General features: G+C 49.5%; 20 protein-coding genes and 1 riboswitch. Of the genes, 18 read left to right on the forward strand and 2 right to left on the reverse strand.

Translation table 11 applies throughout. The features are described 5' to 3' along the window. Nucleotides 1–498: 498 nt before the first annotated feature. From truA to V8Q34_RS00430, 14 genes are all read left to right on the forward strand, one after another. The gene (gene truA / locus V8Q34_RS00365; protein WP_033139764.1) at nt 499–1233 is read left to right on the forward strand and encodes a tRNA pseudouridine(38-40) synthase TruA; all 735 of its coding nucleotides are present in this window, start codon (nt 499–501) and stop codon (nt 1231–1233) included. Between the two features lie 156 nt (nt 1234–1389). Next, a complete protein-coding gene (locus V8Q34_RS00370; RefSeq protein ID WP_033139763.1) occupies nt 1390–3468 on the forward strand; it encodes a PTS sugar transporter subunit IIC/EAL domain-containing protein in 2079 nt (692 codons plus the stop codon). An 8-nt stretch (nt 3469–3476) separates the two neighbouring features. Then, complete coding sequence (locus tag V8Q34_RS00375; RefSeq protein ID WP_033139762.1) at nt 3477–3929, forward strand: PaaI family thioesterase; 453 nt, start codon at nt 3477–3479, stop codon at nt 3927–3929. Between the two features lie 215 nt (nt 3930–4144). Further along, complete coding sequence (gene ssnA, locus V8Q34_RS00380; RefSeq protein ID WP_033139761.1) at nt 4145–5479, forward strand: putative aminohydrolase SsnA; 1335 nt, start codon at nt 4145–4147, stop codon at nt 5477–5479. A gap of 23 nt (nt 5480–5502) precedes the next feature. After that, the gene (gene ygfK, locus V8Q34_RS00385; RefSeq protein WP_335834518.1) at nt 5503–8496 is read left to right on the forward strand and encodes a putative selenate reductase subunit YgfK; all 2994 of its coding nucleotides are present in this window, start codon (nt 5503–5505) and stop codon (nt 8494–8496) included. 214 nt (nt 8497–8710) lie between these two features. After that, on the forward strand, nt 8711–10384 hold the full coding sequence (locus V8Q34_RS00390) for a glutamine--tRNA ligase/YqeY domain fusion protein (protein ID WP_033139759.1): 1674 nt from the start codon (nt 8711–8713) through the stop codon (nt 10382–10384). A gap of 49 nt (nt 10385–10433) precedes the next feature. Beyond that, nucleotides 10434–11918, forward strand: a complete 1485-nt coding sequence (gene pdxR, locus V8Q34_RS00395) for a MocR-like pyridoxine biosynthesis transcription factor PdxR (RefSeq protein WP_335834521.1) — start codon at nt 10434–10436, stop codon at nt 11916–11918. A gap of 218 nt (nt 11919–12136) precedes the next feature. Then, nucleotides 12137–13534, forward strand: a complete 1398-nt coding sequence (locus V8Q34_RS00400; protein WP_335834522.1) for a GntR family transcriptional regulator — start codon at nt 12137–12139, stop codon at nt 13532–13534. A gap of 4 nt (nt 13535–13538) precedes the next feature. Beyond that, nucleotides 13539–16457: a response regulator gene (locus V8Q34_RS00405; protein ID WP_335834523.1), complete on the forward strand. Its 2919-nt coding sequence runs from the start codon at nt 13539–13541 to the stop codon at nt 16455–16457. Further along, complete coding sequence (locus V8Q34_RS00410) at nt 16441–17745, forward strand: ABC transporter substrate-binding protein (protein WP_225305340.1); 1305 nt, start codon at nt 16441–16443, stop codon at nt 17743–17745. The genes V8Q34_RS00405 and V8Q34_RS00410 overlap by 17 nt, the downstream gene beginning before the upstream one ends. Nucleotides 17746–17783: 38 nt before the next feature. Next, nucleotides 17784–17896, forward strand: a riboswitch (TPP riboswitch). 122 nt (nt 17897–18018) lie between these two features. Next, complete coding sequence (locus tag V8Q34_RS00415) at nt 18019–18315, forward strand: thiamine-binding protein (RefSeq protein ID WP_033139755.1); 297 nt, start codon at nt 18019–18021, stop codon at nt 18313–18315. Continuing rightward, nucleotides 18284–19048: an ABC transporter permease gene (locus V8Q34_RS00420; RefSeq protein WP_335834524.1), complete on the forward strand. Its 765-nt coding sequence runs from the start codon at nt 18284–18286 to the stop codon at nt 19046–19048. Before V8Q34_RS00415 ends, V8Q34_RS00420 begins: the two co-directional genes overlap by 32 nt. Nucleotides 19049–19073: 25 nt before the next feature. Continuing rightward, the gene (locus tag V8Q34_RS00425) at nt 19074–20087 is read left to right on the forward strand and encodes an ABC transporter substrate-binding protein (RefSeq protein ID WP_244806207.1); all 1014 of its coding nucleotides are present in this window, start codon (nt 19074–19076) and stop codon (nt 20085–20087) included. A gap of 23 nt (nt 20088–20110) precedes the next feature. Continuing rightward, complete coding sequence (locus tag V8Q34_RS00430) at nt 20111–20863, forward strand: ABC transporter ATP-binding protein (RefSeq protein WP_244806208.1); 753 nt, start codon at nt 20111–20113, stop codon at nt 20861–20863. 56 nt (nt 20864–20919) lie between these two features. Here V8Q34_RS00430 and V8Q34_RS00435 read toward each other — a convergent pair whose 3' ends face one another. Both V8Q34_RS00435 and V8Q34_RS00440 read right to left on the reverse strand, forming a co-directional pair. Beyond that, nucleotides 20920–21441: a hypothetical protein gene (locus V8Q34_RS00435; protein ID WP_033139751.1), complete on the reverse strand. Its 522-nt coding sequence runs from the start codon at nt 21439–21441 to the stop codon at nt 20920–20922. Nucleotides 21442–21558: 117 nt separating this feature from the next. Beyond that, nucleotides 21559–22362: a Cof-type HAD-IIB family hydrolase gene (locus tag V8Q34_RS00440; RefSeq protein ID WP_033139750.1), complete on the reverse strand. Its 804-nt coding sequence runs from the start codon at nt 22360–22362 to the stop codon at nt 21559–21561. Nucleotides 22363–22612: 250 nt separating this feature from the next. On the opposite strand from V8Q34_RS00440, the gene V8Q34_RS00445 reads away from it, so the two are divergent. The 4 genes from V8Q34_RS00445 to V8Q34_RS00460 are packed head-to-tail and all read left to right on the forward strand — an operon-like array spanning nt 22613 to nt 24912. Further along, the gene (locus V8Q34_RS00445) at nt 22613–23206 is read left to right on the forward strand and encodes a Maf family protein (RefSeq protein ID WP_033139749.1); all 594 of its coding nucleotides are present in this window, start codon (nt 22613–22615) and stop codon (nt 23204–23206) included. Next, nucleotides 23203–23886, forward strand: coding sequence for an HAD family hydrolase (locus tag V8Q34_RS00450; RefSeq protein WP_033139748.1), 684 nt, complete (start codon nt 23203–23205; stop codon nt 23884–23886). Before V8Q34_RS00445 ends, V8Q34_RS00450 begins: the two co-directional genes overlap by 4 nt. Further along, on the forward strand, nt 23864–24652 hold the full coding sequence (locus V8Q34_RS00455; protein ID WP_148393456.1) for an HAD family hydrolase: 789 nt from the start codon (nt 23864–23866) through the stop codon (nt 24650–24652). The genes V8Q34_RS00450 and V8Q34_RS00455 overlap by 23 nt, the downstream gene beginning before the upstream one ends. Further along, on the forward strand, nt 24649–24912 hold the full coding sequence (locus V8Q34_RS00460) for a hypothetical protein (RefSeq protein WP_033139746.1): 264 nt from the start codon (nt 24649–24651) through the stop codon (nt 24910–24912). The genes V8Q34_RS00455 and V8Q34_RS00460 overlap by 4 nt, the downstream gene beginning before the upstream one ends. The last annotated feature ends 109 nt before the right edge of the window (nt 24913–25021 follow it).

Below are 25021 nucleotides of genomic sequence, written 5' to 3' on the forward strand. Positions count from 1 at the left end.
GCGCGAATCCCGGAGATGAAGTTTGGGGTACAGCGGCAATAAAAAAAGCCCCTGTCTCTGCAATTTCTGCAGGGACAGAAGCTTGTTATACAGTCTTCTGCGGTACCACCCGGCTTGATGAATCAATCATCCACTCTGTTCATGTACTTTCATACACGGTTCCTTGATAACGGGTGAACATCCCGTCGGGCATTACTCAGAAAATTCCTTTCTTCCCGACCTCATAAGTCCATTCAACATCCGTTTTATTATCTTAATCCCACCACTTTAAGACTCTCTGCCGGCAGCATGACCTGCCGTTATCAATAAAACCTGGATATCTACTACTCTTATTCTACGGTTTCGCTGTTACATGATTTATTTTATGTTTATCACTATAGTTGGTGAAAGCGGATTTGTCAATAGGCAAAATCGAAAAATATCTCTTTTCGCCGGATGGGATGTCTGATAGAATAGACAGATACGAAAGGAAACTTTATTCGGAAAGAGGGATGGAAAATGAATTACAGACTGGATATACAGTATGACGGAACGCGCTATGAGGGCTGGCAGAGGCAGAAGACAACGGGCAATACCATTCAGGGGAAAATCGAAGAAGTCTTGTCCAGGATGCTGGATGCACCTGTTCAGATCGACGGCGCGGGAAGAACAGATGCAGGCGTACACGCAAAAGGCCAGGTGGCTAATGTGCACATGGATACAGAGAAAAACTGTGAGGAGATCTGCGCATACCTGAACCGCTATCTTCCGGAGGATATTGAAATTTATAAAGTCACCCAGGTGCAGGAGCGCTTCCACAGCCGCCTTCTGGCAAAGAAAAAAGTCTATCAGTACAGAATAGCAACAGGCCATCACAAAAATGTATTTGAGAGAAAATACCAGTGCCCCCTGCATGAGGAATTTGATGTGGATGCCATAAAAGCAGCGGCAGAGCTGCTGACAGGCACCCATGACTTTAAAAGCTTCTGCTCCAATAAGAAAATGAAAAAGTCCACAGTACGGACTATATACAGTATACGAGTGGAATCTTTGCCGAATGAACTGAGGATCACATACACCGGAGACGGATTTCTCTACAACATGGTGCGGATTCTTACAGGTACCCTGATCGAGGCAGGAAGAGGAACCAGAAAGCCGGAGGAAATGAAAGGGATTTTGTCAGCCTGTGACAGAGGTGCGGCCGGATTTACAGCGCCCGCCCAGGGGCTGACGCTTCTTGAGGTAGAGTATTGATGGTCACAAGGCGGCTTCTGGTATATTTTGGAAAAGGGAAAGTAAGGAAAACAAAGAGATTTTAGATTGCAAAAGACGAGTAAGGCATGTAAAATAAAATGTATGGCAATATTGTTTCGTCCCCGGTTTTATACGGGGTAACAGAGGGGGCCGGTTATGTATGGAAAAGTATTGAGGATAATCTACAGAATAGAGAATAACAGCATCATCTCCTCCGTCCGGAAGGGGTTTACGCTTCTGATTCCCGCCCTGCTGGTGGGGGCTTTTGCCCTGCTTTTCAGAAGTTTTCCGGTGCCTGCGTTTCAGACGTTTATTGAGAAATGGGCAGGGGGTGTCCTGCATCAGATACTGAGTTTTCTCTTTGATGCCACCGTTGGTTTTATGTCCATTTACCTTGTGATGAGTATCAGTTATTATTATGCAGCGACCATGAAAGACAGGGACCAGTTCCTTCAGGTCATGGCAATGGTGGTCTCTGCCATCTGCTTTGCCGTGTCCTTTGGCGCTGCCAGCGGCTCCATGGAATTAAGCGATCTGGGGCCGGTTGGAGTTTTTACGGCCATGTTTGCCGCCATTGCGGCGACCAGGATCTTTTATTTTTTCTGTGAAAAGCTGTCCCCGGCATTCCGGTTTCGTTCTGCCGGGTCAGATGTGGATTACCGCAATTCCCTTTCCGCTATTTATCCGCTTTTGTTCTGCACACTCCTTTTTGTGGCGCTGAACCTGCTGATCAAAACAGTGTTTAAGGCGGATAATCTGAATGACCTGATCACAAATTTTATTGTAAATCTGTTTCACAATGTAAATGACGGTCTGGGGGCGGGTGTACTTTATGTGCTGGTGCTGGACCTGCTGTGGGCCTTTGGGATTCACGGTGGCAATGCCCTGGAACAGGTATCCCAGACATATCTGGTGCCAAATGATACGGTCTCAGGAGCTGTCATATCAAAATCTTTTTTGGACAATTTCGCGCTGATGGGCGGATGTGGTACTTCCATCTGCCTTGTGATAGCGCTGCTGTTGTTTGCCGGAAGCAGGGATAACCGGCAGCTTGCCCGTTCCGCAGCCCCGGCAGTCTTTTTTAACATCAATGAAATTCTCGTGTACGGACTCCCGATCGTATTGAATCCGATCATGGTCATTCCGTTTATATTGACACCCCTGTGTTCCCTGCTGATCGCTTACGGGGCTGCAGTGAGCGGTTTCCTGCCTCTTTTGGGAGAGACTGTGACCTGGACCACACCGGTATTCTTCAGCGGATATCTGTCCTCCGGTTCCTGGCGGGGTGCGGCGGTGCAGGCGGTGATCGTGTTTGTCGGAACAGCCATCTATACGCCTTTTGTAAAAGTCTCCGAACAGGTGCGGAAGCTTCAGGCAGAAATGCTGCAGCAAGAGTTAACGGAGTATCTGAAGGAGCATCAGGAAGCCGGTGCGGCTGTAAGCCTTCTGGAACGCCGGGACAGTATGGGAATCCTGGCAAGAAATATGGCATCCCAGCTCCGCATTGATGTGGAGGAGAAGAATCTGACCATGGGATACCAGCCCCAGTATGACTGCCGAAACAGGATGGCAGGGGCAGAAGCGCTTCTGCGCTGGCGCTATATGGATGAGGCGGTTTACCCTCCTCTGGCTGTGGCGCTTGCACAGGAGGACGGTTTTTTTGACCGGCTGACGGAGTGTGTCATAGAGACTTCCATGAAGGCGTGCAGCAGACTTCTGAATCTTGGCGAACCTGTCACCATTTCAGCCAATATAACGGCAGAACAGCTTAACTCACCGCGGTTTGTGGAGAAGGTCATACGAATGGCAGAGACATACGGCGTGGCGGGACATTACTGTCTGGAGATCACAGAGGAATCTGCTGTGGACAAAATGGAGGAGATTCCCTATCACATCAGCAGGCTGAAGGCAGCAGGTATCCTGGCTGCTGTGGATGACTTCAGCATGGGCCGGACCAGCCTGAAATACCTGCAGCACAACAGTTTTTATGCCATCAAGCTGGACGGCGGTCTGGTCAGAGGCATAGTGGAGAACAAAAGAAATCAGGAAATCGTATCTTCCATCATCTCTCTCGGCAGGAACCTGGATTTTGTGGTGATGGCCGAATATGTGGAGACAGAGGAGATCCGCAGCCTTTTGGAAAGCATGGGGTGCTGTCTGTACCAGGGATATCTGTACAGCCCGGCAGTTCCTCTTGTCAGGCTGGAAGAACTGCTGCTGGAAAAGAAAGGATAAACAGTAATATGACAACAGAAGAAAAGCAGAAGAAAATGGAGACAGAAATTCAGCACGATATAGAAAAAATGTACCCAAAGAATCCGGAACATCTATACTGCCGGATGGGTCTGGAGTTTCATTCCTGCAGTGCGGCCGAGCGTTCCCTGACTCTGCGCTATCCGGTGCAGGAATGGGAGCTGAACCACATGTCCACCATGCACGGAGGGCTCATAGCTGCGGCTGTGGATACCACCAGCGGTGCGCTTACACGTAATTTGACCGGATGTGCAGTGACACCCACCATCAATCTGAATATCAATTATCTGCTTCCCGGAACCAGGGAAGACGCACTTCTGGTGACGGCAAAAGCAGACAGGATCGGAAAACATCTGGCCAATATACATACAGAATGCCGCTCTGAGAAGACAGGAAAACTTCTGGCATCAGCCATGGTAAATTTTATGCTCCAGAGAGACTGATAAAAAGCCATCACGGATATCCGTAAGAGGAGATCCGGGGTGGCTTTTCTGCGGAAAAAATAAGGATTTACAAAGAAATACAAAAAAATTTGTGATACCTCAAAAATTTTTAGAAAAACACTTGCTATTACTTCACGGTGATGATAAACTAGAGTTAATGAATATGGGAAATGCAGAATACTTATCAAGTATGGAATGCGCAAGGAGGTAAAACTATGTTAATGATTGGGAACGGAAGACTTGTGACAAGAGATGACCAGGCGCCTTTTTTTGAACACGGGGCAGTAGTTCTGGACGGCAATGTGGTTAAAAAGGCAGGGGAAGAAGCTGAGCTTAAAAAGGAATTTCCCGATGCTGAATATGTGGATGCAAAGGGCGGTGTGATCATGCCGGCATTTATCAATGCTCATGAGCATATTTACAGCGCGTTTGCCAGGGGCCTGTCCATTGACGGTTATGATCCCCACGGTTTTCTGGATATCCTGGACGGCATGTGGTGGACCATTGACCGCCATCTGACCTTGGAGGGGACAAAATACAGTGCTTATGCCACATATCTGGACAGTATTAAAAATGGTGTGACCACCGTATTTGACCATCATGCCAGTTTCTGTCGGATACCTGACAGTCTGTTTACCATCAGTGAGGCGGCAAAAGACCTGGGAATCCGCACCTGCCTCTGTTATGAGATCTCAGACAGGGACGGGATGGAAAAGGCCCGTGAATCCGTACTGGAAAATGAGAGGTTTGCACGCTATGCTCTGGCAGATGACAGCGATATGATCGCAGGCATGATGGGTATGCACGCATCCTTCACCATCTCCAATGAGACCATGGAGATGGCAGCAGCTCATAAGCCGGACGGGGTCGGTTATCACATCCATGTGGCAGAGGGAATCGAGGACCTGCATCACTGCCTGAAACACTACGGAAAGAGAATCGTGGACCGTCTGATGGACTGCGGCATTCTGGGAGAGAAGACACTTCTCGGGCACTGCATTTATATCAATGAGCATGAGATGGATCTCTTAAAAGAGACGGACACCATGGTCGTACATAACCCGGAATCCAACATGGGAAATGCCTGCGGATGCCCGCCAACCATGAAGATCGTGGAGAAGGGAATCCTGACCGGCCTTGGCACAGACGGCTATACCCATGATATGCTGGAGTCCTACAAGGTGGCAAATGTCCTTCACAAACATCACCTCTGCGACCCCAACGCAGCATGGGGAGAGGTTCCCAAAATGCTCTTTGAAGGCAATGCGCAAATCGCGGGACGCTATTTTAAGAAAGACCTGGGCGTGCTGAAAGAGGGCGCAGCAGCAGATGTGATCGTTATGGATTACGATCCGCTCACCCCTATGCACGCAGGAAATATCAACAGCCATGTACTGTTCGGCATGAGCGGAAGACAGGTAAATACCACAGTCTGCAACGGAAAGATCCTTATGAAAGACAGGGAAGTCTTAGTGGCGGATGAAGCGGAAGTAATGGCAAAATGCAGGGAAGAAGCGAAGAAATTAGCAGATTCTATTAATGGAAGATAAGGGATTTATGGGAGGTTTTTATTATGGGCGATAAGATGACATGTATGCCGTTTTCCCAGATCATGAACTGGGTTCTGGAAGAGAAAAAGGCGGGTAAAACAGTATTCGGAACACATAAAAAGTACGTGGCAGGAGAGGAAAAAGCGGAGATCTTCGGCAGGAATCTGGAGACTCCCATCGGTCCGGCAGCCGGCCCCCACACGCAGCTTGCGCAGAATATCATTGCAGCGTATTATACGGGAAGCCGTTTCTTTGAGCTGAAGACTGTGCAGATCATGGACGGGGCAGAGCTTTCCGCCTGTGTGAACAAACCCTGTATTCTGGCTGAGGACGAAGGCTATAACTGCGAATGGTCCACAGAGCTCACCGTACCGGATGCCATGAGCGAGTATATTAAGGCCTGGTTTGCCCTGCATGTAATGGCAAAAGAGTTCGGCCTGGGTGCCCAGGACGGGTTCCAGTTCAACATCAGTGTGGGCTATGACCTGGCAGGCATCAAATCCGAAAAGATCAACCATTTCATTGATACCATGATGCATGCAGGACAGGATGCCACATTTGCCGAGTGCAGGAACTGGCTGCTGGAAAACATAGAAAAATTTGAACATTACACGAAAGAGGACGTGGAGTCCATACCGGAGGATATCTGCAATTCCGCCACCATTTCCACCCTTCACGGATGTCCGCCTCATGAGATCGAGAGCATAGCCAACTATCTGCTCACGGAAAAACATATCAATACCTTTGTAAAATGTAATCCAACCCTTCTGGGATACGAATTTGCCAGAAAGACTATGGATGAGATGGGATATGACTATATGATGTTCGGGGACTTCCACTTTAAGGATGACCTGCAGTACGCGGATGCTGTGCCCATGTTCACAAGGCTTATGAAGCTGTCCGAAGATCTGGGACTGTCCTTTGGCGTGAAGATAACCAACACCTTCCCGGTGGATGTGACAAGAGAGGAGCTGCCAAGCGAGGAGATGTATATGTCCGGCAAGGCACTGTTCCCCCTGTCTATTTCCCTGGCTGCAAAGCTTGCGAAGGAATTTGACGGACGTCTGCGGATCGCTTATTCCGGCGGCGCGGATTACTACAATATATCCAGGATCGTAGGAGCCGGCATCTGGCCTGTGACAGTGGCTACTACCCTCTTAAAACCGGGCGGATACAACCGCAGTGCGCAGATGGCAAAACTGCTGGCAGAAGAAGGCCTGAAGCCGTTTGCGGGAATTGATGTGGAGGCAGTCACAAAGCTTGCCGAGGATGCAAAACGTGATGTGCACCATGTAAAACCCATTAAGCCCCTTCCAAACCGCAAGGTAAAAGACAGTGTTCCCCTTATGGACTGCTTTATGGCACCCTGCGAGGCGGGATGTCCCATCCATCAGGATGTGAGCAATTATATGGAACTGGCTTCTGCAGGTAAGTATGAGGAGGCTCTGGAGGTGATCCTCGACAAGAATCCGCTTCCTTTCATCACAGGAACTATCTGTGCCCACAACTGCATGAGCAAATGTACCAGGAACTTCTATGAGGAGCCGGTTCATATCAGAAATGTGAAGCTGGAGGCAGCCGAAAAAGCATACGATGCAGTGATGGAGAAGCTGGCTGTGCCCGAGAAGACAGACGGCAGAAAAGCGGCAGTCATCGGCGGCGGCCCCTCCGGTATGGCGGCAGCGTATTTCCTGGCAAGAGGCGGCGCGGATGTGACCATATTTGAAAAAGAAAAGGCTCTGGGCGGCGTGGTTGCACACGTGATTCCTGATTTCAGGATCACAAAAGAGGCCATAGAAAAAGACGCTGCCATCATCCGCAAAATGGGTGTGAAGGTGGAGCTTGGAAAAGAGATAACTTCTGTCAAAGAGCTGAAAGACCAGGGCTTTGACGCTGTATTTTTCGCAGCAGGAGCAGGAAAACCCGGAGTATTAAAACTGGAGAACAAAACACCGTTGGATGCCGCTGAATTCCTGAAAGAATTCAAGGCAAAAGACGGCAATGTGGACCTTGGAAAGCATGTGGTGGTCATCGGCGGAGGCAACACAGCCATGGACACAGCCAGAGCCGCAAAGCGCACCAAAGGCGTGGAGCATGTATATCTGGTATACAGAAGAACAAGACGCTATATGCCTGCAGACGCGGAGGAACTGACACTTGTGCAGGAGGAAGGCATTGAATTTCGTGAACTGCTGTCCCCTGTATCCGTGGAGGATGGAAAACTGCTGTGCAGGAAGATGAAGCTTGGCGCTATGGACGCTTCCGGAAGGGCCTCTGTGGAGGAGACCGGTGAGACGGAAACAGTACCTGCGGATACCGTCATAGCAGCCGTAGGAGAGCGTGTGGACACTGAGCTCTATCAGGCAAACGGACTTCCTCTTGACAACAGGGGAAAGGTTGTGGCTGACAGCAGGACACTGGAAGCCTCAAGCGGTGTCTACGTGATCGGCGACGGACTTGGCGGTCCTGCAACCGTAGTGGAGGGAATCCGGGATGCCCAGAAGGCAGCAGCGGCATTCCTTCAAAAAGCAGTTGTCTCTGAGCTTAAAAAGGACGGCTGTGAGGAATCCTGTTACAGCAAAAAGGGTATACTGGACAGTGAGAGGGAACCGGCAGAAGAAAGCGGCAGATGCCTGAACTGCGCGGCAGTCTGCGAAAACTGTACAGATGTATGTCCAAACAGGGCCAATGTGGCGGTGAAAGTGCCGGGAATGGCTATGCGCCAGATCGTCCATGTGGATTACATGTGTAACGAGTGCGGCAACTGTAAGACATTCTGTCCGTACGCAAGCGCTCCGTATAAGGATAAATTTACCCTGTTTGCCAATGAAGCGGATATGGAAGACAGTGAGAATAATGGTTTTACAGTTCTGGACAGGGAAGAGAAACGTGTAAAAGTACGCCTCTTCGGCGGACCGGTGGAAATCCTTCTGGATGATGAGAATCCCGCGGTTCCGGCTGGGCTTAGAAAAATCATGGATGCAGTCATAACCGATTACGGGTACATGATTCCGTAATACGGAAAATAAAGGTCCGGTTTCAGGCCGGTGCTGCGGTTTAGGCCGGGCACCGGCCTGAAAACACCTCGCGGGACAGTGACGTGTGAACAGTATCCCAACACTTGCCTTTCTAAATTTTTTAATAGAAAGCCTTTGAAAAATGCCATTTTTATGGTAGTATATTTCTTAGACAAAAAATTACCATAAATGATAGATGATGGAGGAACTGTAAGTGGAAAAGGAAACAGCAAAAGAAACCGTTTCTAAAAACTTTATTGAACAGATTATTGACAAGGATCTGGAGGAAGGAAAATACGAGGAGATCTGTACCCGTTTCCCGCCGGAACCCAACGGTTATCTGCATATCGGCCATGCAAAATCAATCCTGCTCAACTACGGCCTGGCACAGAAATACCATGGAAAGTTCAACATGCGTTTTGACGATACCAACCCCACAAAAGAAAAGGTGGAGTTTGTGGAATCCATCAAGGCGGATATCAAATGGCTGGGCGCAGACTGGGAGGACCGTCTGTATTTTGCCTCCGATTATTTTGAACAGATGTATGAGGCAGCGGTAAAGCTGATCAAAAAAGGAAAAGCGTTTGTCTGTGATCTGACTGCAGAGCAGATCCGTGAATACCGCGGAACCCTCACAGAGCCGGGAAAGGAAAGCCCATACAGAGACAGAAGTGTGGAGGAGAACCTGGACCTGTTTGAGCGCATGAAAAACGGGGAGTTTGAGGACGGAAGCAAAGTGCTCCGGGCTAAGATTGATATGGCTTCCCCGAATATCAATATGAGAGACCCGGTCATCTACCGTGTGGCCCACATGACACATCACAATACAGGCGACAAATGGTGCATTTATCCCATGTATGACTTTGCTCATCCCATTGAGGATGCCATTGAGGGCGTGACACATTCCATCTGTACCCTGGAATTTGAGGACCACCGCCCCCTGTATGACTGGGTGGTAAGGGAGCTTGAATATCCCCATCCGCCGAAACAGATTGAATTTGCAAAGCTGTACCTGACCAATGTGGTGACAGGCAAGCGTTATATTAAAAAACTGGTTGAGGACGGCATTGTGGACGGATGGGATGATCCCCGTCTGGTGTCCATTGCGGCGTTGAGAAGACGCGGATTTACCCCGGAATCCATCAAAATGTTTGTGGATCTCTGCGGAGTGTCAAAGGCAAACAGCTCTGTGGATTACGCGATGCTGGAGTACTGCATCCGCGAGGATTTGAAAATGAAAAAGCCCCGTATGATGGCAGTGTTGGACCCGCTGAAGCTGGTCATTGACAATTATCCGGAAGACCAGATTGAGTATCTGGACGTTGCCAACAACATGGAAAATCCTGAGCTTGGCAGCAGAAAAGTGCCTTTCGGAAGAGAACTGTATATTGAGCGTGAGGACTTCATGGAAGTGCCGCCGAAGAAATACAAACGTCTCTATCCGGACAATGAAGTGCGCCTGATGAACGCTTATTTTGTAAAATGCACCGGTTTTGAAAAAGACGAGAACGGCAATATCACAGTGGTACACTGTACCTATGACCCTGAGTCTAAGGGCGGAAATTCCCCGGACGGAAGAAAAGTTAAGGGAACCATTCACTGGGTAGCGCAGAAAACTGCAGTGAATGTGGAGTGCCGTCTCTATGAGAACATTGTGGATGAGGAGAAAGGTGTGTACAACAAAGAGGACGGAAGCCTGAATCTGAACCCCAATTCCCTGGTCGTGCTGAAAGACTGCTATGTGGAACCGGCACTTGCCCAGGCGGAGGCATATGACAGCTTCCAGTTTGTGAGAAACGGTTTCTTCTGCGCAGACTGCCACGATTCCAAACCGGGAGAACCGGTATTTAACAGGATCGTGTCTTTGAAGAGCTCCTTTAAATTATAGAAATTATGTCCGTCATATTTTCTATGGGCCATGAGTGTGAGAGAAAAGAATGAACGATTTGATCATTTCACTGGATACAAAGGCTGATGCGCCTTTGTACGAACAGATATGTGAATATTTTAAACAGGAAATCCAGGAAGGACGGCTGGCCGCAGGTGTGCGGCTGCCGTCCTCCCGTGCACTTGCGGGAAATTTGGCAGTGAGCAGGAGTACAGTGGATCTGGCCTATGACCAGCTTGTGTCGGAAGGATATATTGAAGCGGTTCCGTGCAAGGGGTACTATGTATGCGACATTGAAGGGCTTTATTACGGCACTGGCAGAAGACAGGAGCAGACGGACGCGGGAAGCGGTGCATCACAGGAAGGTGCGTTAAAAGGCAGACCGCACGAAACGAAAAGGCAGGCGGACCGGGAATCTTTCAAAGACAGGGATGGGTTTGTATATGATTTTGCTCTGAACGGAATCGCCCCCGGCAGCTTTCCTCACAATGCCTGGCGCAGATTGTCACGGCAGGTACTGACAGATGCGCAGGATTCACTCTTTGCGCTGGGCGATCCCTGCGGGGAACTGTCCCTTCGGGAAGCCATCGCAGAGTATCTTTACCGGGCGAGAGGTGTGCACTGCGAACCGGAGCAGATCCTTGTGGGGGCGGGGAACGATTATCTGCTGATGCTTCTGTGCACGATCCTTGGACGTGACAGAAGGATCGCCATGGAGAATCCTACATACAGAAGTGCCTGGCATGATTTTGGACATATGGGATTTGAACGGTGTGTCGTAAATCAGGATGAACAGGGAATTGATGTGAAAGATCTGGAGCAAACCGGGGCGGACATGGTATATGTCATGCCCTCCCATCAGTTCCCCATGGGCACGGTCATGCCCCTGAAACGCCGCCTCTCTCTGCTCAAATGGGCAGGGAGGGGGGAGCGCTATATCATAGAGGATGACTATGACAGTGAGTTCCGTTATAAGGGAAAACCCATACCTGCTTTACAGGGATTTGACAAGGAGGAGCGTGTCATTTATCTTGGAACCTTCTCAAAATCCATAGCTCCCTCCATCCGAATCAGTTATATGGTACTTCCAAAAAAGCTTATGAGGCGGTATCTGAGCGGAGAAAATCCTTTCTCTGTCACCGTATCCAGGGCGGACCAGAAAATACTGGAGCGTTTTCTCAGAGAAGGCCATTATGAGCGGCATTTGAACAGAATGCGCAGCCTTTACAAAGGAAAACATGACCTGCTTCTGCGCTGGCTGAAGGACAGCATGGGAAATGTGTGCACGTATTTCGGCGAACACGCAGGCGTACATCTTCTGGTACAGTTAAAAAATGGCTTGTCTGAACAGGAAGCCGTGGAAAAAGCAGCCCGTTTTGGTGTCAGGGTCTACGGCCTGTCTGAATTTCTGGTCAGCGGGCAGACGCCGCCCATGCAGTCCACTGTCCTTCTGGGGTATGCCACCATGCCGGAGGAAGACCTGGAGGAGGGGATAAAAAGGCTTACAGCCGCCTGGAGCGGCACGGAAATTTGAATAGGGCAGTCATTCGGCGGGCAGCAGCCGGATGGCTGCCCTATTTTTGCCGGTGGACTTAACAGATAAATTATTCGTATATCTGTGTCCATGCAGATACATAAAGCTTCTTGTCTGACATTGCATAATAATGTCAGTTATGGTAAGATTATAATATTGACCAACATGAACAGGGTTGTTTTCGCCGAATCTGAGATGATTTCTTTTAGGAGAAAAATATGAAAAAAGACAAAGGGCTTTACGAGTTGATTTATGAGTATTATGAATCCCGTATTCTGTTCGGATATTATAAATACGGAGATTCCCTATCATCGGTTTCCGTGATTTGTTCTACATTTCAGGTGGGGCGGAATACAGTCCGGGCGGCGCTTGCCAAGCTGGAGGAAGAAGGGTATATCGTAACCGAGGAGCGCAGGGCCGCAGAGGTGGTATACAGAGGAACGAGTGAGGAGTTTGAAAAAAATGCCGCGGATTATTTTGTGCCCCGCAGGGATGGAATCCGGGATATTGCCCGGGCGGGAAAGATTTTATTTCTGCCTCTTTGGGAGGCCGGTCTGCGCAGACTGGACAGGAAAGCGGCAGAGGAGGAAAACAGCAGACATAACGCTGTCGTGTCCGGCGCCATACCCATACCGGTAAAGCTCTGTATTGATACCTTTCGTGTCTTTGACAATGCCCTCATGCTGAATCTTTACTGGCAGTGTCTGCGCTATGTGAATTTTCTTTACCCGCAGAACCGGTCAAATCCCAGAAACTGTGCGGAGGAAATATTAGCGGAACAAACAGCAGGCAGTCCGGATTCCCAATCCGGGTACCGGTATGTCAATGCTGAAGAAGAAGTACTGGATTTTATTGAACGTGCGCGTGAAAAGTATCATCTGGAAAATATCGGTCAGATTCCGTTTCATTGGGATATCTACCGCCAGCGCCCTCAGGTGAGGTATACGCTGGCTTCTGTTATTATCCGTGAGATTTTTTCCGGGCGTTATTCCATGGGCAGTTATCTGCCTTCACAGCCTAAGATGGCAGAACTGTATCATGTGTCACTGAGCACAGTGCGCCGCACATTGGCTTTGCTGGAATCCCTGGGAGTGACAAAGTCACATATGGGGATCGGCACAGAGGTATGCCTTGGAAATACGGATTTTAACTGGAATGCAGCGGAGATCAGGGAAAGTCTGCGTCTGCATGGCGAGAGCCTTCAGATCCTGGCCCTGACGGTCAGGGGTATCTTGCTGTTTACCCTGGAGTCATCGCCGCAGCAAAGAGGTGAAGAATTTCTGCGGGAACTGGGTAAGGTCAGGGGGACAAAGAGCAGTATTCTCTGTATGGATGTGTTACTGAGCTTTATCATCCGGGAGTGCCCGTCACCCATGATCCGGGAATGCTGCAGAAAATTAAGGGAACTGATCACATGGGGATATATTCTGTCTGCAGTGATGATGAAATCAGGTCAGCTTCCCCCAAGTCCTGAGGCAGTGCTGGAACTGTCGGAAAAATATCTGCGCGCCGGCCGTCTGTATGACTTTGCAGATGCGTGGCAGATTTTTATAGAAAGCAGAATGGAATTTTTCAACGCACATTTTGGAATTCCGGCCTGCCATAATTTGAGGTGAGGGTATGAAGAAATATAAGAAACGGTCTGTTGCGATCCTGATCAGTGTCATCCTTCTGCTTGCGTTTACTGTTGTCTTTATGCTCTCCTTTCTGGACCGTATCAATGCCAAGATGAACCAGGGATCCAATGAGACGCTGATGAATTCCACACGTATGATCCAAAGCAGTATCAACAGTAAATTTGAAAATGATGAGCAGCAGGTCATATCCAATGCCAATCTGTTTGCTTTAAGCGGTGGGGATGCGGCGTCTTTTGAGACACTTGCCAACTACGCGGAGTCTTCGGATTTCTACCGGTTTTATTATGTGGGGATGGATGGAACCGGTATTGACAGCAGCGCGGAACCGGTGGATACTGCGTCTTTTCCCTTTGAGGAAACAGCGCTGTCCCGGGGAAAATCCGGGTATTCGGATGCCTACGTGGGGAGCAGCGGACGGCCTCAGATCACCTTCCAGGCCCCTGTCTGTGCGGGTGGCAGACAGGTGGGAGCTCTTTACGCTGACAAGACACTTTCCAAATACAATGACCCTGCCCTTTTTACTTTCAGCGGGGGATCCGGGTACGCTTATGTAGTGGATGGCGACAGCGGTTCCTGGGTGATTGAAAGCACAGGTTCAAAGACAGATGACATCTACGGTTTTCTGGCGCAGCACAACAACGGGGAAAAGATGCTGAGTACCCTGCAGGACCTTATGAGGAAGAAAGAGGCGGGAACCATCAGCCTGGAATTTCAGGGGGAGAGCGGCATTTTATGCTTTTTGCCCATAAGGGATTCTTATAACTGGTATCTCATTTCTATCCTGCCCAAACGCGTTCTGCAGCAGGAGTCATCTGAGATCATCAAGATGGTGGCCGTCACATTTACAGAGCTGGCAGTGGCGCTGATCCTGATCACAGGACTGCTGCTCAGCCGCGAATCCATGAAGGGGCGTGAACAGGGAAGGATTTACCGGGAACGGCTTTTCCAGAACATTTCTTCCAACATAGATTTTGCTTTTCTTGTCTACAACCCTGCGGACAGAAGCGTGGAAATGGTTTCCGACAATGTCAGGATGCTGTTTGATGTGGAACCGGGGCAGGTCATGTCCAGGCCGGAAATCCTCTTTGACCACTGTGGGATGCCGGGGGATGACAGGGACCGCATTTCCTTCTTTAACGGCAGTCTGGTGAAGAAGATGCGAAAGGAGTATAAGACAGGCACAGACAATGAGCTGCAGCGCTGGACAGAGGTGCATCTTCTTCCCGCGGATAACGGGCAGTACCTGGCTGTCCTGCATGATACCACAGGCGAGCACCATATGCGGGATGACCTTGCGGATGCCCTGCGGCAGGCACAGGAGAACAACCGGGCCAGAAACGCCTTCTTTTCCTCCATGTCACATGATATCCGTACGCCAATGAACGGCATCATCGGCATGACAGCCATTGCGCGGGCTAATCTGAATAACCCGGATAAGGTTAAGGACAGCCTGGAAAAAATATCCACGGCATCTGATCATCTGCTTGCCCTCATCAATGAGGTGCTGGATATGTCGCGTATCGAGAGCGGTAAATTCAGCCTGAAAAAGGAGCCTGTGAACCTGCCGGAGCTGATCTCCAATGTTCTGCTCCTCATTAAGCCGGAAATGACAAAAAAAGGCCACACCATGCATGTAAAATCGTCTGTCCTGGATTATGATATCGTGATCGGGGATGCTTTGCATATTCAGAAGATCCTTCTGAACCTCTTATCAAACGCTGTGAAATACACGCCGCAGGGCGGAGAGATCACGATCCGGCTCCAGGAAAAAAAGCGGGATGACCGGATGATCGATATTGTATTCCAGGTGGAAGACAACGGCATCGGAATGGAACCTGACTTTGTAAAACGTATCTTCAATCCTTTTGAGCGGGCAGAGGATAACCGTCTGAGCAAGGTGACAGGCACCGGCCTGGGAATGGCCATCACAAAAAACATTGTGGATGTGATGAGCGGTACGATCCATGTGGAAAGTACGCTCGGTGCAGGGTCAAAGTTTACGGTGGTTCTGCCCATGGTTCTTATGGAACCTGACAAACAGGAGACCGGCGTGCTGGCGGGACATACGGTGCTTGTGGTGGATGACAGCCCGGATACCTGCGAGGGCATCCAGCTCATGCTTGAGGAAGCCGGGGTGCATGTGGATTGGGCACTGAGCGGCGGGGAGGCTGTAAAAGCCGCCAACAGGGCCCGCCGGATGGGCCGGGATTACTTTGCGGTGATTTTGGACTGGAAGATGCCGGAGATGGACGGGGTGGAGACTGCCCGCCGTATCCGGGCGGATCTCGGCAGTGATATCCCGATCATTCTGTTGTCAGCCTACAATTGGGAGGAAGTGGAGCAGGAAGCTCTGGAAGCGGGAATCAATGGATTTTTGACAAAGCCTGTTTTCCGCTCTGAACTGGTGCAGAAGCTGCGTTATTATATCATGGGGTCTTCCGCAAAAGTACAGGAAATCATGGACAGTGAAACCCGCGGACGGTTTGAAGGCCTGCATGTTCTGATGGCTGAGGATAATGAACTGAACCGGGAAATTGTGGAGGAACTGCTGCGGGACAGCGGTATTTTGGTGGACAGCGTGGAGGACGGTCTGCAGGCTGTCAGGAAAGTGGAGCAGACCGGGCCGGGATATTATGATATGATCTTTATGGATATCCATATGCCTGTGATGGACGGCTTTACAGCCACGGGAGAGATCCGGGCGCTCCAGAAGAACAGTGCGGAACATATTCCCATTATAGCCATGACTGCCGATGCCTTTGAGGAGGATGTTTTAAAATGTAAAAATGCCGGAATGGATGCCCATATATCCAAACCGATCGATATAGCAAGGCTTTTTGAAGTCATCCGGATATATGCGGATAAGGAAAGCGGGGATGGAAAAAATGAAGAGAAGATATAGAAGGTTAACGGCAGCGGCACTTGCATGTATGCTTTTATGCAGCGGCTGTTCCGGAGAGAAGGAAGAGCCGGAAGTATACATTGATAAAAATGAGCCGGATGTTGTGATCACCCTCTTTACCCAGGGGGAAAACATATCAGAGATCATAAATAAGTGCTGTTCTGATGTGATCAATCCAAAAACAAAGGGCAATATTATCCTGTACAGTGATTTCGCGGATTTCTATGCGGAGGAAGGGCTTTCTTACCGGGAACTTCTGCTGAAGCGCATGGAAAGCGGACAGGCAGATGACCTGTATATCATACCGGCGGAGGATGTGCTGGAGTTTGACCAGAAAGGTTTTATCTATGATTTATCCGGTCTTGACTGTATCAGCAGCCTTTCTGAGGATGCCCTCCGGCAGAGTACATATAAGGGGAAGGTGTTTTCGGTCCCTCTGTCCTATACCGGTTTTGGCCTGATCTGGAATGTGGATATGCTCCATCAGTATCAGCTGGAGATTCCGGAGACACTGGACGAGTTCTGGAACGTCTGTGATGTATTAAAGCAGAACGGCATCCTTCCCTACGGGGCCAATAAGGATTTTGGACTGAGTGTTCCTGCCATGTGTGCGGGACTGGGGCCGCTGTATCAGAATCCTGAGAGTGAGGCGCTTACTGCCGCTCTTGCAAAGGGGGAAACGCCTGTCAGTACCTATATGCGGGACGGCTTTGCTTTTCTGCAGACCATGATCGACAGGGAATATCTGGATGTGGAACGCTCCTTGGAGACCCTGCCGGGCAGTGACGAGGAGGCCGCCTTTTTCGCTGAGGGAAAATGCGCGTTTATCAGTTCTCTCTGCCGCGCGGCAGCGTTTGCCAGGGACTACCCGTTTGCAGCCGAGATGACCGCGCTGCCGGTGCTGAAGGAAGGCCCCGTCTGTGTTGTGGGTGCGGACCAGAGGCTGGCTGTCAATCCCAATACAGAGCATCTTGGCGAGGCGCTTGCAATCCTGGAAAACCTGTGTACCACAGATACGCTCAATGCATTTGCAGGGGAGCTGGGGAAGGTATCCTCAGCACGCGGAAATGAGGCCACCACGCTGCCCCAGGCTGAGAAGTTTGTATCCTGTCTGGCATCCGGAGGCCAGATTCCCAATCAGGATTTCACGCTCCCGTTTAATACCTGGAATACCATCAAGGAACTCTGCGTAGAGCTCTGTGAGGGGGCGGACGTAGAGACCGTGTGCAGGGAGTATGATGAGAGACAGAAAGAGGAAATTGCGCTGTACGGCGATAAAGATATATGAGATTGACTTGACAATCAATTTACAATGAAGTAAACTTGAGAAGACAACAGGGGAGCTGGAGAGAAGTCCGGCTGAGAGTAAAACCGTAATCGTTTTTCACCCTTAACCTGATCCGGGTAATGCCGGCGTAGGGAGCATAAGAGAGGCACCATAGACCGGTGCGCATTTGTTCTGAAAAACAGCTCCTGATCGGGTAAAACCTGTCGGGGGCTTTTTCTTTTGCACAGATTCCCCGGCAGAAAACGATGATAAATTTCTAAGGAGGAAAAGAAAATGAACGCAAGCGTAGCAATCCAGACACTGCCGGAGGCAGCAAATGACGAGGAACTGATCCGTATAGTCGATGAGGTCATTGACTATATTAAGAGTACGGGGCTGAACTATTATGTAGGGCCTTTTGAGACAGCCATTGAGGGTGACTATGATGAACTTATGGATATTGTAAAAGAATGCCAGCACATCGCTGTCCGTGCAGGCGCGCCTTCTGTTGCGGCCTATATTAAAGTGTCCTATAAGCCAGAAGGAGATGTGCTGACCATTGAGAAAAAAGTTACAAAGCACCACCAGTAAGCTATGGGCATCTGCAGCCCTGGCCGCCATTCTGGTCATCTGGCAGGCTGTCTCCATGGCAGGCCTGGTCCCGGGGTATATGCTGCCCTCGCCGGTACAGGTGGTGAGGGCGTTTATCAGTGAATTTCCCCTGCTCATGGAGAATTCCAGGGTGACGCTTTTGGAGGCGGCTGCAGGGCTTTTCTGCGGTGTGGTTTTCGGGTTTGTCATGGCAGTTCTTATGGACCGCTTTGACAAGCTTTACAAGGCGTTTTATCCGCTGATCGTTATTACACAGACCGTGCCTACCGTAGCCATCGCGCCTCTTTTGGTGCTGTGGTTCGGATATGAGATGCTGCCAAAGGTCATTCTGATCGTGATCGTGACCTTTTTCCCTATCACCATTGGGCTTTTGGAAGGATTCCGCTCCGCAGACAAGGATATGATGAACCTTTTACGAAGCATGGGGGCCGGCAGGCTTCAGATCTTCCGATATATCAAGATGCCGGGGGCCATGGGCCGGTTTTATGCAAGCCTGCGCATATCTGCCTCCTACTCCGTGGTGGGAGCGGTTATCTCTGAGTGGCTGGGCGGTTTTTCCGGCCTCGGTGTGTATATGACACGTGTGAAAAAGGCGTTTGCCTTTGACAAAATGTTTGCAGTTATTTTTCTCATATCCATTATCAGCCTTCTTCTCATGAAGCTGGTGGATATTCTGCAGAAAAAAAGCATGCTCTGGGAACGGGCAAAATAAGACAGAACAGAGAGGACAATGGAGGATGAAAAAGAAGATTCTGGCGGCTGTCCTGACAGCCTGTATGCTCACATCTGTGGCGGCGTGCGGCAGCAGCGAAGACAGCGGGAAGAAGGACAGCGGTTCCGAAGATTTGGAGAAGATCACTTTCGTGCTGGACTGGACCCCCAATACAAACCATACAGGTCTTTACGTGGCGAAAGAGAAGGGATATTTTGAGAAGGAGGGACTGGATGTAGAGATCGTACAGCCACCGGAGGACGGCGCGGACGCTCTTGTGGCATCGGGAAAAGCCCAGTTTGGTGTCTCTTTCCAGGACAGCATGGCACCGGGTGTGGCAGGTGACAACGCACTGCCAAATACAGCGGTAGCAGCCCTGATCCAGCACAATACATCCGGCATTATCTCCAGAAAAGGGGAGGGGATGGAGCGCCCCAAAGGTCTGGAAGGAAAGAAATACGCCACCTGGGATGCCCCCATTGAGAAAGCCATGATGCAGAATGTGGTGGAAAAAGACGGCGGGGATTTCTCTAAAGTGGAACTGATCCCAAGTACGGTCACAGACGAGGTCTCCGCGCTGAAATCAAAATCCGTGGATGCCATCTGGATTTTCTATGCGTGGGCAGGAGTTGCCACAGAGGTAGCAGATCTGGAGACGGATTACTTTGCCTTTAAGGATATCAATCCTGTATTTGATTACTATACACCGGTTGTGATAGCAAACAATGATTTTCTGGAAGAGAAGCCAGATACGGCAAAGGCTTTTCTCCGGGCTTTGAAGCAGGGTTATGAGGATGCCATTGCAGACCCGGACGAAGCAGCATCTATTCTTCTGGAAGCTTCCCCGGAGCTGGATGAGGAACTGGTAAAAGCCAGTCAGGAGTATTTAAAGGACCAGTATAAAGCGGATGTAAAGCAGTGGGGATATATTGACCCTGCCAGATGGAATGCCTTTTACGGCTGGCTGAATGAAAACGGTTTGTCAGAGGCAGAGCTTCCGGAAAATGCCGGATTTTCCAATGACTATCTGCCGGAATAAAGGCAGTTTTCGGAGGAGGAGATATGGCGGAATTAAAGGTTTCAAATGTGAGCAAATCCTTTGACGGAGTGAAGATCCTGGAGGATATCAGCATAGAACTCCATGACCAGGAGCTGGTCAGCCTTTTAGGTGTCAGCGGCGGCGGCAAGACAACACTTTTCAATGTGATATCCGGTCTGGAAAAGCCGGAGACCGGGCATGTATATCTGGATGGCCGGGAGATCACAGGTTGTCCCGGAAATGTCAGCTATATGCTGCAGAAGGACATGCTTCTCCCGTACCGCACCATAGAGGACAATGTGGCTCTTCCCCTTCTCATAAAAGGGGAGAAGAAAAAGGCTGCCAGGGAAAAAGTACAGCCTTATTTTCAGGAATTCGGACTGGAAGGGACCCAGAAAAAGTATCCGGCCCAGCTCTCAGGGGGGATGCGCCAGAGGGCTGCCCTTTTAAGGACGTACCTGTTTTCACGGAAACTGGCCCTTTTGGATGAGCCCTTTTCAGCTCTTGATACATTGACCAAGAGTGCCATGCACAGGTGGTATCTGCAGGTGATGGAGCAGATCCATCTGTCCACGATCTTTATCACTCATGACATGGATGAGGCTATTTTATTGTCGGACAGGATTTATCTGCTCACAGGAAAACCGGGACGGATCACAGAGGAGATATGCATACAGGAACCGCGCCCAAGGCGCAGTGATTTCAATCTGACAGATGAATTTCTGAGTTATAAAAGGCAGATACTGGAGAAGCTGAATGGCAGCCAGGAGTCATAAAGGATATAAAAAAAGACCCGGGATACGGCTTGTACAGCCGCCCCGGGTTCTGTATATTATTCTGTTTTGTCTGAAGATTCAGCGGTGGTGTTCTCCATGGCTTTTTTTGCGTTTTCCATTCTTGCCTTCAGGTCCTCAGATACCTGTTCCACACTTTTTTCCACGGCTTCCTTCACGTTTTCGGCTGTTTCCGCAGCGCATTCCTTGGCAGTTCCGGCAGCGTCTTCTAAATCTTCCTTAACATCCTTGGCCGCCTCTTTGACATCCTCTTTGATATCATCCAGATCCATGTCGTCATCCTCGAAGATGTCCTCATCATCCAGATCATCCAGAATATCATCTGTGTGTTCTTTTACTTTATTTACCGTTTCCTCAACCGTTTTTTCCACTTTTTCTTTGAGCTTGCTTGCCACATTTTTGGCAGATGCAGCCGTTTCTTTTACATTGTCCTGAAAGTCGGCGAAATCTTCTTCCAGATCAGGATCTTCTTCTTTTTGTTTTTTCAAATAATAAAAAGCTGCACCGGCAGCCGCACCGATTACACTGAACCCCAATAATTTTTTTCCAAAGCTACCCATATTAATCCCTTTCCTTTCAAATGACTATTTTTAGTATTACCATTATAATACTTTTTAACAGAATATTGGAAGACCTAATTCATAAATTTTACATGAAATTTGCTAAAAAGTGTTGTTTTACATGAATTTTTCAATGATTTCCGCCACACCGCCCTGGTTGTTGTCACGCCGGGTAATATAATCCGCGTGTTTTTTTGCCTCCGGGGTGCCGTTTTTCATGCACACGGCAAAGCCTGCGGCATCCAGCATGGACAGGTCGTTTTCCGCGTCCCCTGCGCCTATGGTCTGCTCTATGGGCACATGCAGATACCGGCAGAGCCAGCGGATGGCAGCGCCTTTTGAAACACCCTCCATCACATGTTCCAGATAATATTCACTGGAGAAAAAGATGGAAACCTTTCCTTTGGCCCACGGAAGCATAGCGTCACGGTATGCCTCATGCTTTTTTCTGTCGTCCAGACAGGAGGTCAGCACCTTCACAGGCTCCTCCTTCAGATGCTCCAGAAGGTTCGGGTCCACCCGTACCTCCATCTGGGAAGACCAGTGGTACTGAGCCGCTTCCGGCCGGTCCTCAGGGGTGACCACATAATCTCCCTCATAGGTCTGGCAGTAGAGGTCAAAGCGGGCGGCCTGGTCAAAAATGTATTTTACGTAGGACAGAGGCATGGTGTTCTGATAGAGAATCTCCCCGCTGCAGCAGTCGTAAATCATGCCTCCGTTGTAGAGAATGGCATAGCATCCTTCCCGGTTCAGTCCAAGTCTGTCCACAAACTTTTTGGCGGAAAAATAGGAGCGGCCCGTGCAGAGCACCACAGCATTTCCGTTCTGAAGAGTACGCTTTACAGCAATGGAATTTTCTTCTGGAATCTGTTTTTCGTCGTTGAGCAGTGTGCCGTCCAGATCAGTAAAAAGTATTTTCATAGAGCACTCCTTTATTCTTTGTTGAGGGGTTACCTGGTGTTTATTATATCCCATATTTTCTGTTTTTCCAAGGGAACATAAGTTCCTGCGCGGGACGGGAAATATCCGGCTGAATATTCCAACGGGATTCTGGTAAAATAATATCAGATTTTGTAAAACACAGATGAAAAATTTGGCAAAAAATTATATTGCATGGAAGAGTGAGAGACGCTATACTTAAAAAAGCATGAATAGGAGGCAGGGAGCATAAATGAGAAAAATAATATTAGCCAGTGCTTCTCCCAGACGCAGGGAACTGCTGGAGCAGATTGGGGCTGTCTTTGAAGTCTGCCCGAGCAATGCGGAGGAAATTATGACGTCCAGTGTTCCCCGGGAAGTAGTACAGGAACTGTCCCGCTGTAAGGGAAGTGAAGTTTTTGAGAGGACATCCGGGGATGTGCTGGTGATCGGAGCAGACACTGTGGTGGCATTTCAGGATTCCATTCTGGGAAAACCGGCGGACGCAGCCATGGCCCGGGATATGCTTTTACGTCTCCAGGGCAATACCCATCAGGTATACACAGGCGTGACCCTTCTGTTACGGCAGGGCGGCACGGTAACGCAGAAGAGCTTTTATGAGAAGACAGAGGTCGTCTTTTATCCCATGACCGGGGAGGAGATTGACGCCTATGTGAGGACCGGGGAGCCTATGGACAAGGCGGGCGCCTATGGGATTCAGGGAAAATCCGCAGTCTTTGTGGAGAAGATAGATGGTGATTACAGCAATGTGGTCGGACTTCCCCTGGCAAGGCTCTATCAGGAATTAAAACAGATGGGAATAGACATAAAGGAGTGGCATTCATGATTCGGGCATGTATATTTGATTTGGACGGAACGATCGCGGACACAGTGGAATCCATCGGTGTTGTGGGAAACAGGCTTCTTCGCCATTATGGGCTTCCCGAACAGCCGATTCAGGAGTATAATTATTATGCAGGGGACGGAGCCGATGAACTGGTAAAACGGATCTTAAAAGCCTCCAAAGGCACTGACAAGGTGGATTATGAGGAGGCGAGAGTGCTTTACAGGAAATGGTTCGAGGAGGACCCCTTTTACCATGTAAAGCCCTTTGAGGGTATTCCGGAACTGCTTCGGGGACTGAAGGAGGAGGGAATACGGATCGCTGTATTTTCCAATAAGCCTCATCACGCAGCAGTGGATGTTGTGAAGAAGATTTTCGGAGAGGGCCTGTTCGATGAAGTGCAGGGCCAGACCGCCCAAGTGCCGAGAAAGCCTTCGCCTGTGGGGGCGCTGGCCATTGCAGACAGGCTTGGCGTCACTCCGGAGGAATGTCTGTATCTGGGGGATACCAACACGGATATGGATACCGGAAAGGCAGCGGGTATGTTTACCGTAGGCGTTACATGGGGATTTCGCCCGAGAAGAGAGCTTGAGGAGCATGAGGCGAAAAAAATAGTGGACAGACCGGACGAGGTACTGGCATTTGCAAAGGAGAGAAACCATGCTGAAACTCATTGCCAGTGATTTGGACGGGACGCTTCTGCAGGGAACAAGGGAAATCTCCCGGGAAGCGGTTGCAATGATCAAAAAATTATCCGAAATGGGCATTTTATTTGCGGCAGCCAGCGGCAGGCAGTACCCCAATCTGCGAAGACTGTTTGAACCTGTGAAGGATGATATTGCATATATTTGTGAAAATGGCGCACTTGTGGTCTATCAGGGCAGAGTCCTACATAAAGATGTGTTTGACAGGACATTAGGAGATGAGATACTGGAAAGCATACTGGAGAAGGAAAGCGCGGAGGCACTGGTCTCCGGTGAGAGTACATGCTACATCCAGCCAAAGAAGCCCTCTTTTTATGACCATATCGCCAATTTTGTAAAAAATGATGTGACTCTGATGGATGATATTTTTCGTATAGAGGAGCCATACCTGAAGATATCGGTGTATGAGGAGGCGGGCGTGGAGAATATCTACCCCTACTGGAAAGAAAAATTCGGGGAGCGGGCCACAGTTGTCACCTCCGGATTCGCCTGGCTGGATATGATGCCGAAAGGCGCGGATAAAGGAAACGCCATGCAGATTCTGCAGCAGAGCCTGCAGATAAAGCCGGAGGAGTGCGCAGCCTTTGGCGACAACTATAACGACCTGGAGATGCTGTCAAAGGTAAAGTACAGTTATGCGGCAGGCGACGCGAAGGATGCAGTGAAAAAGGCGTGCAGAGCAGAAACAAAACGGGTGGAAACCGTTTTAAATAAAATAATTATTAAAGGAGGATATGCAGAATGAACGAATTCAGCGATGAATGCTTACTCACATTTTTACAGAATCAGGGGCAGCTTTTTGCCGAGCCGGTGGCGGAGACTGTGGAGGAGGCGGAAGCCTTCCTGGAGGACTGCATGGCAGTTGTAGTGGACTCTATTGAGGAAGTCCGGGATTATTTTGAGGAAAACGGGATGGATGTGGATGGAATGTCACTGGACGAGATTGAGGAGGCAAGTGAGGTTTTTGTGCTTCCGAACGGTCAGTATTTGATCGTGGAAGGCTGATAGAATCGGGGCAGAAAATTGAGGACTGCGTGCCGGCGAAAGTGTTTAAATGAATGCCGGCTGAAGTGGCATAGAAATGTAATGCAGATGGGTGTGGCCGAAAAAAGGT

Origin of the sequence: Blautia sp. JLR.GB0024, from assembly GCF_037000545.1 — a bacterium.
Lineage (GTDB): Bacteria > Bacillota > Clostridia > Lachnospirales > Lachnospiraceae > Blautia > Blautia celeris.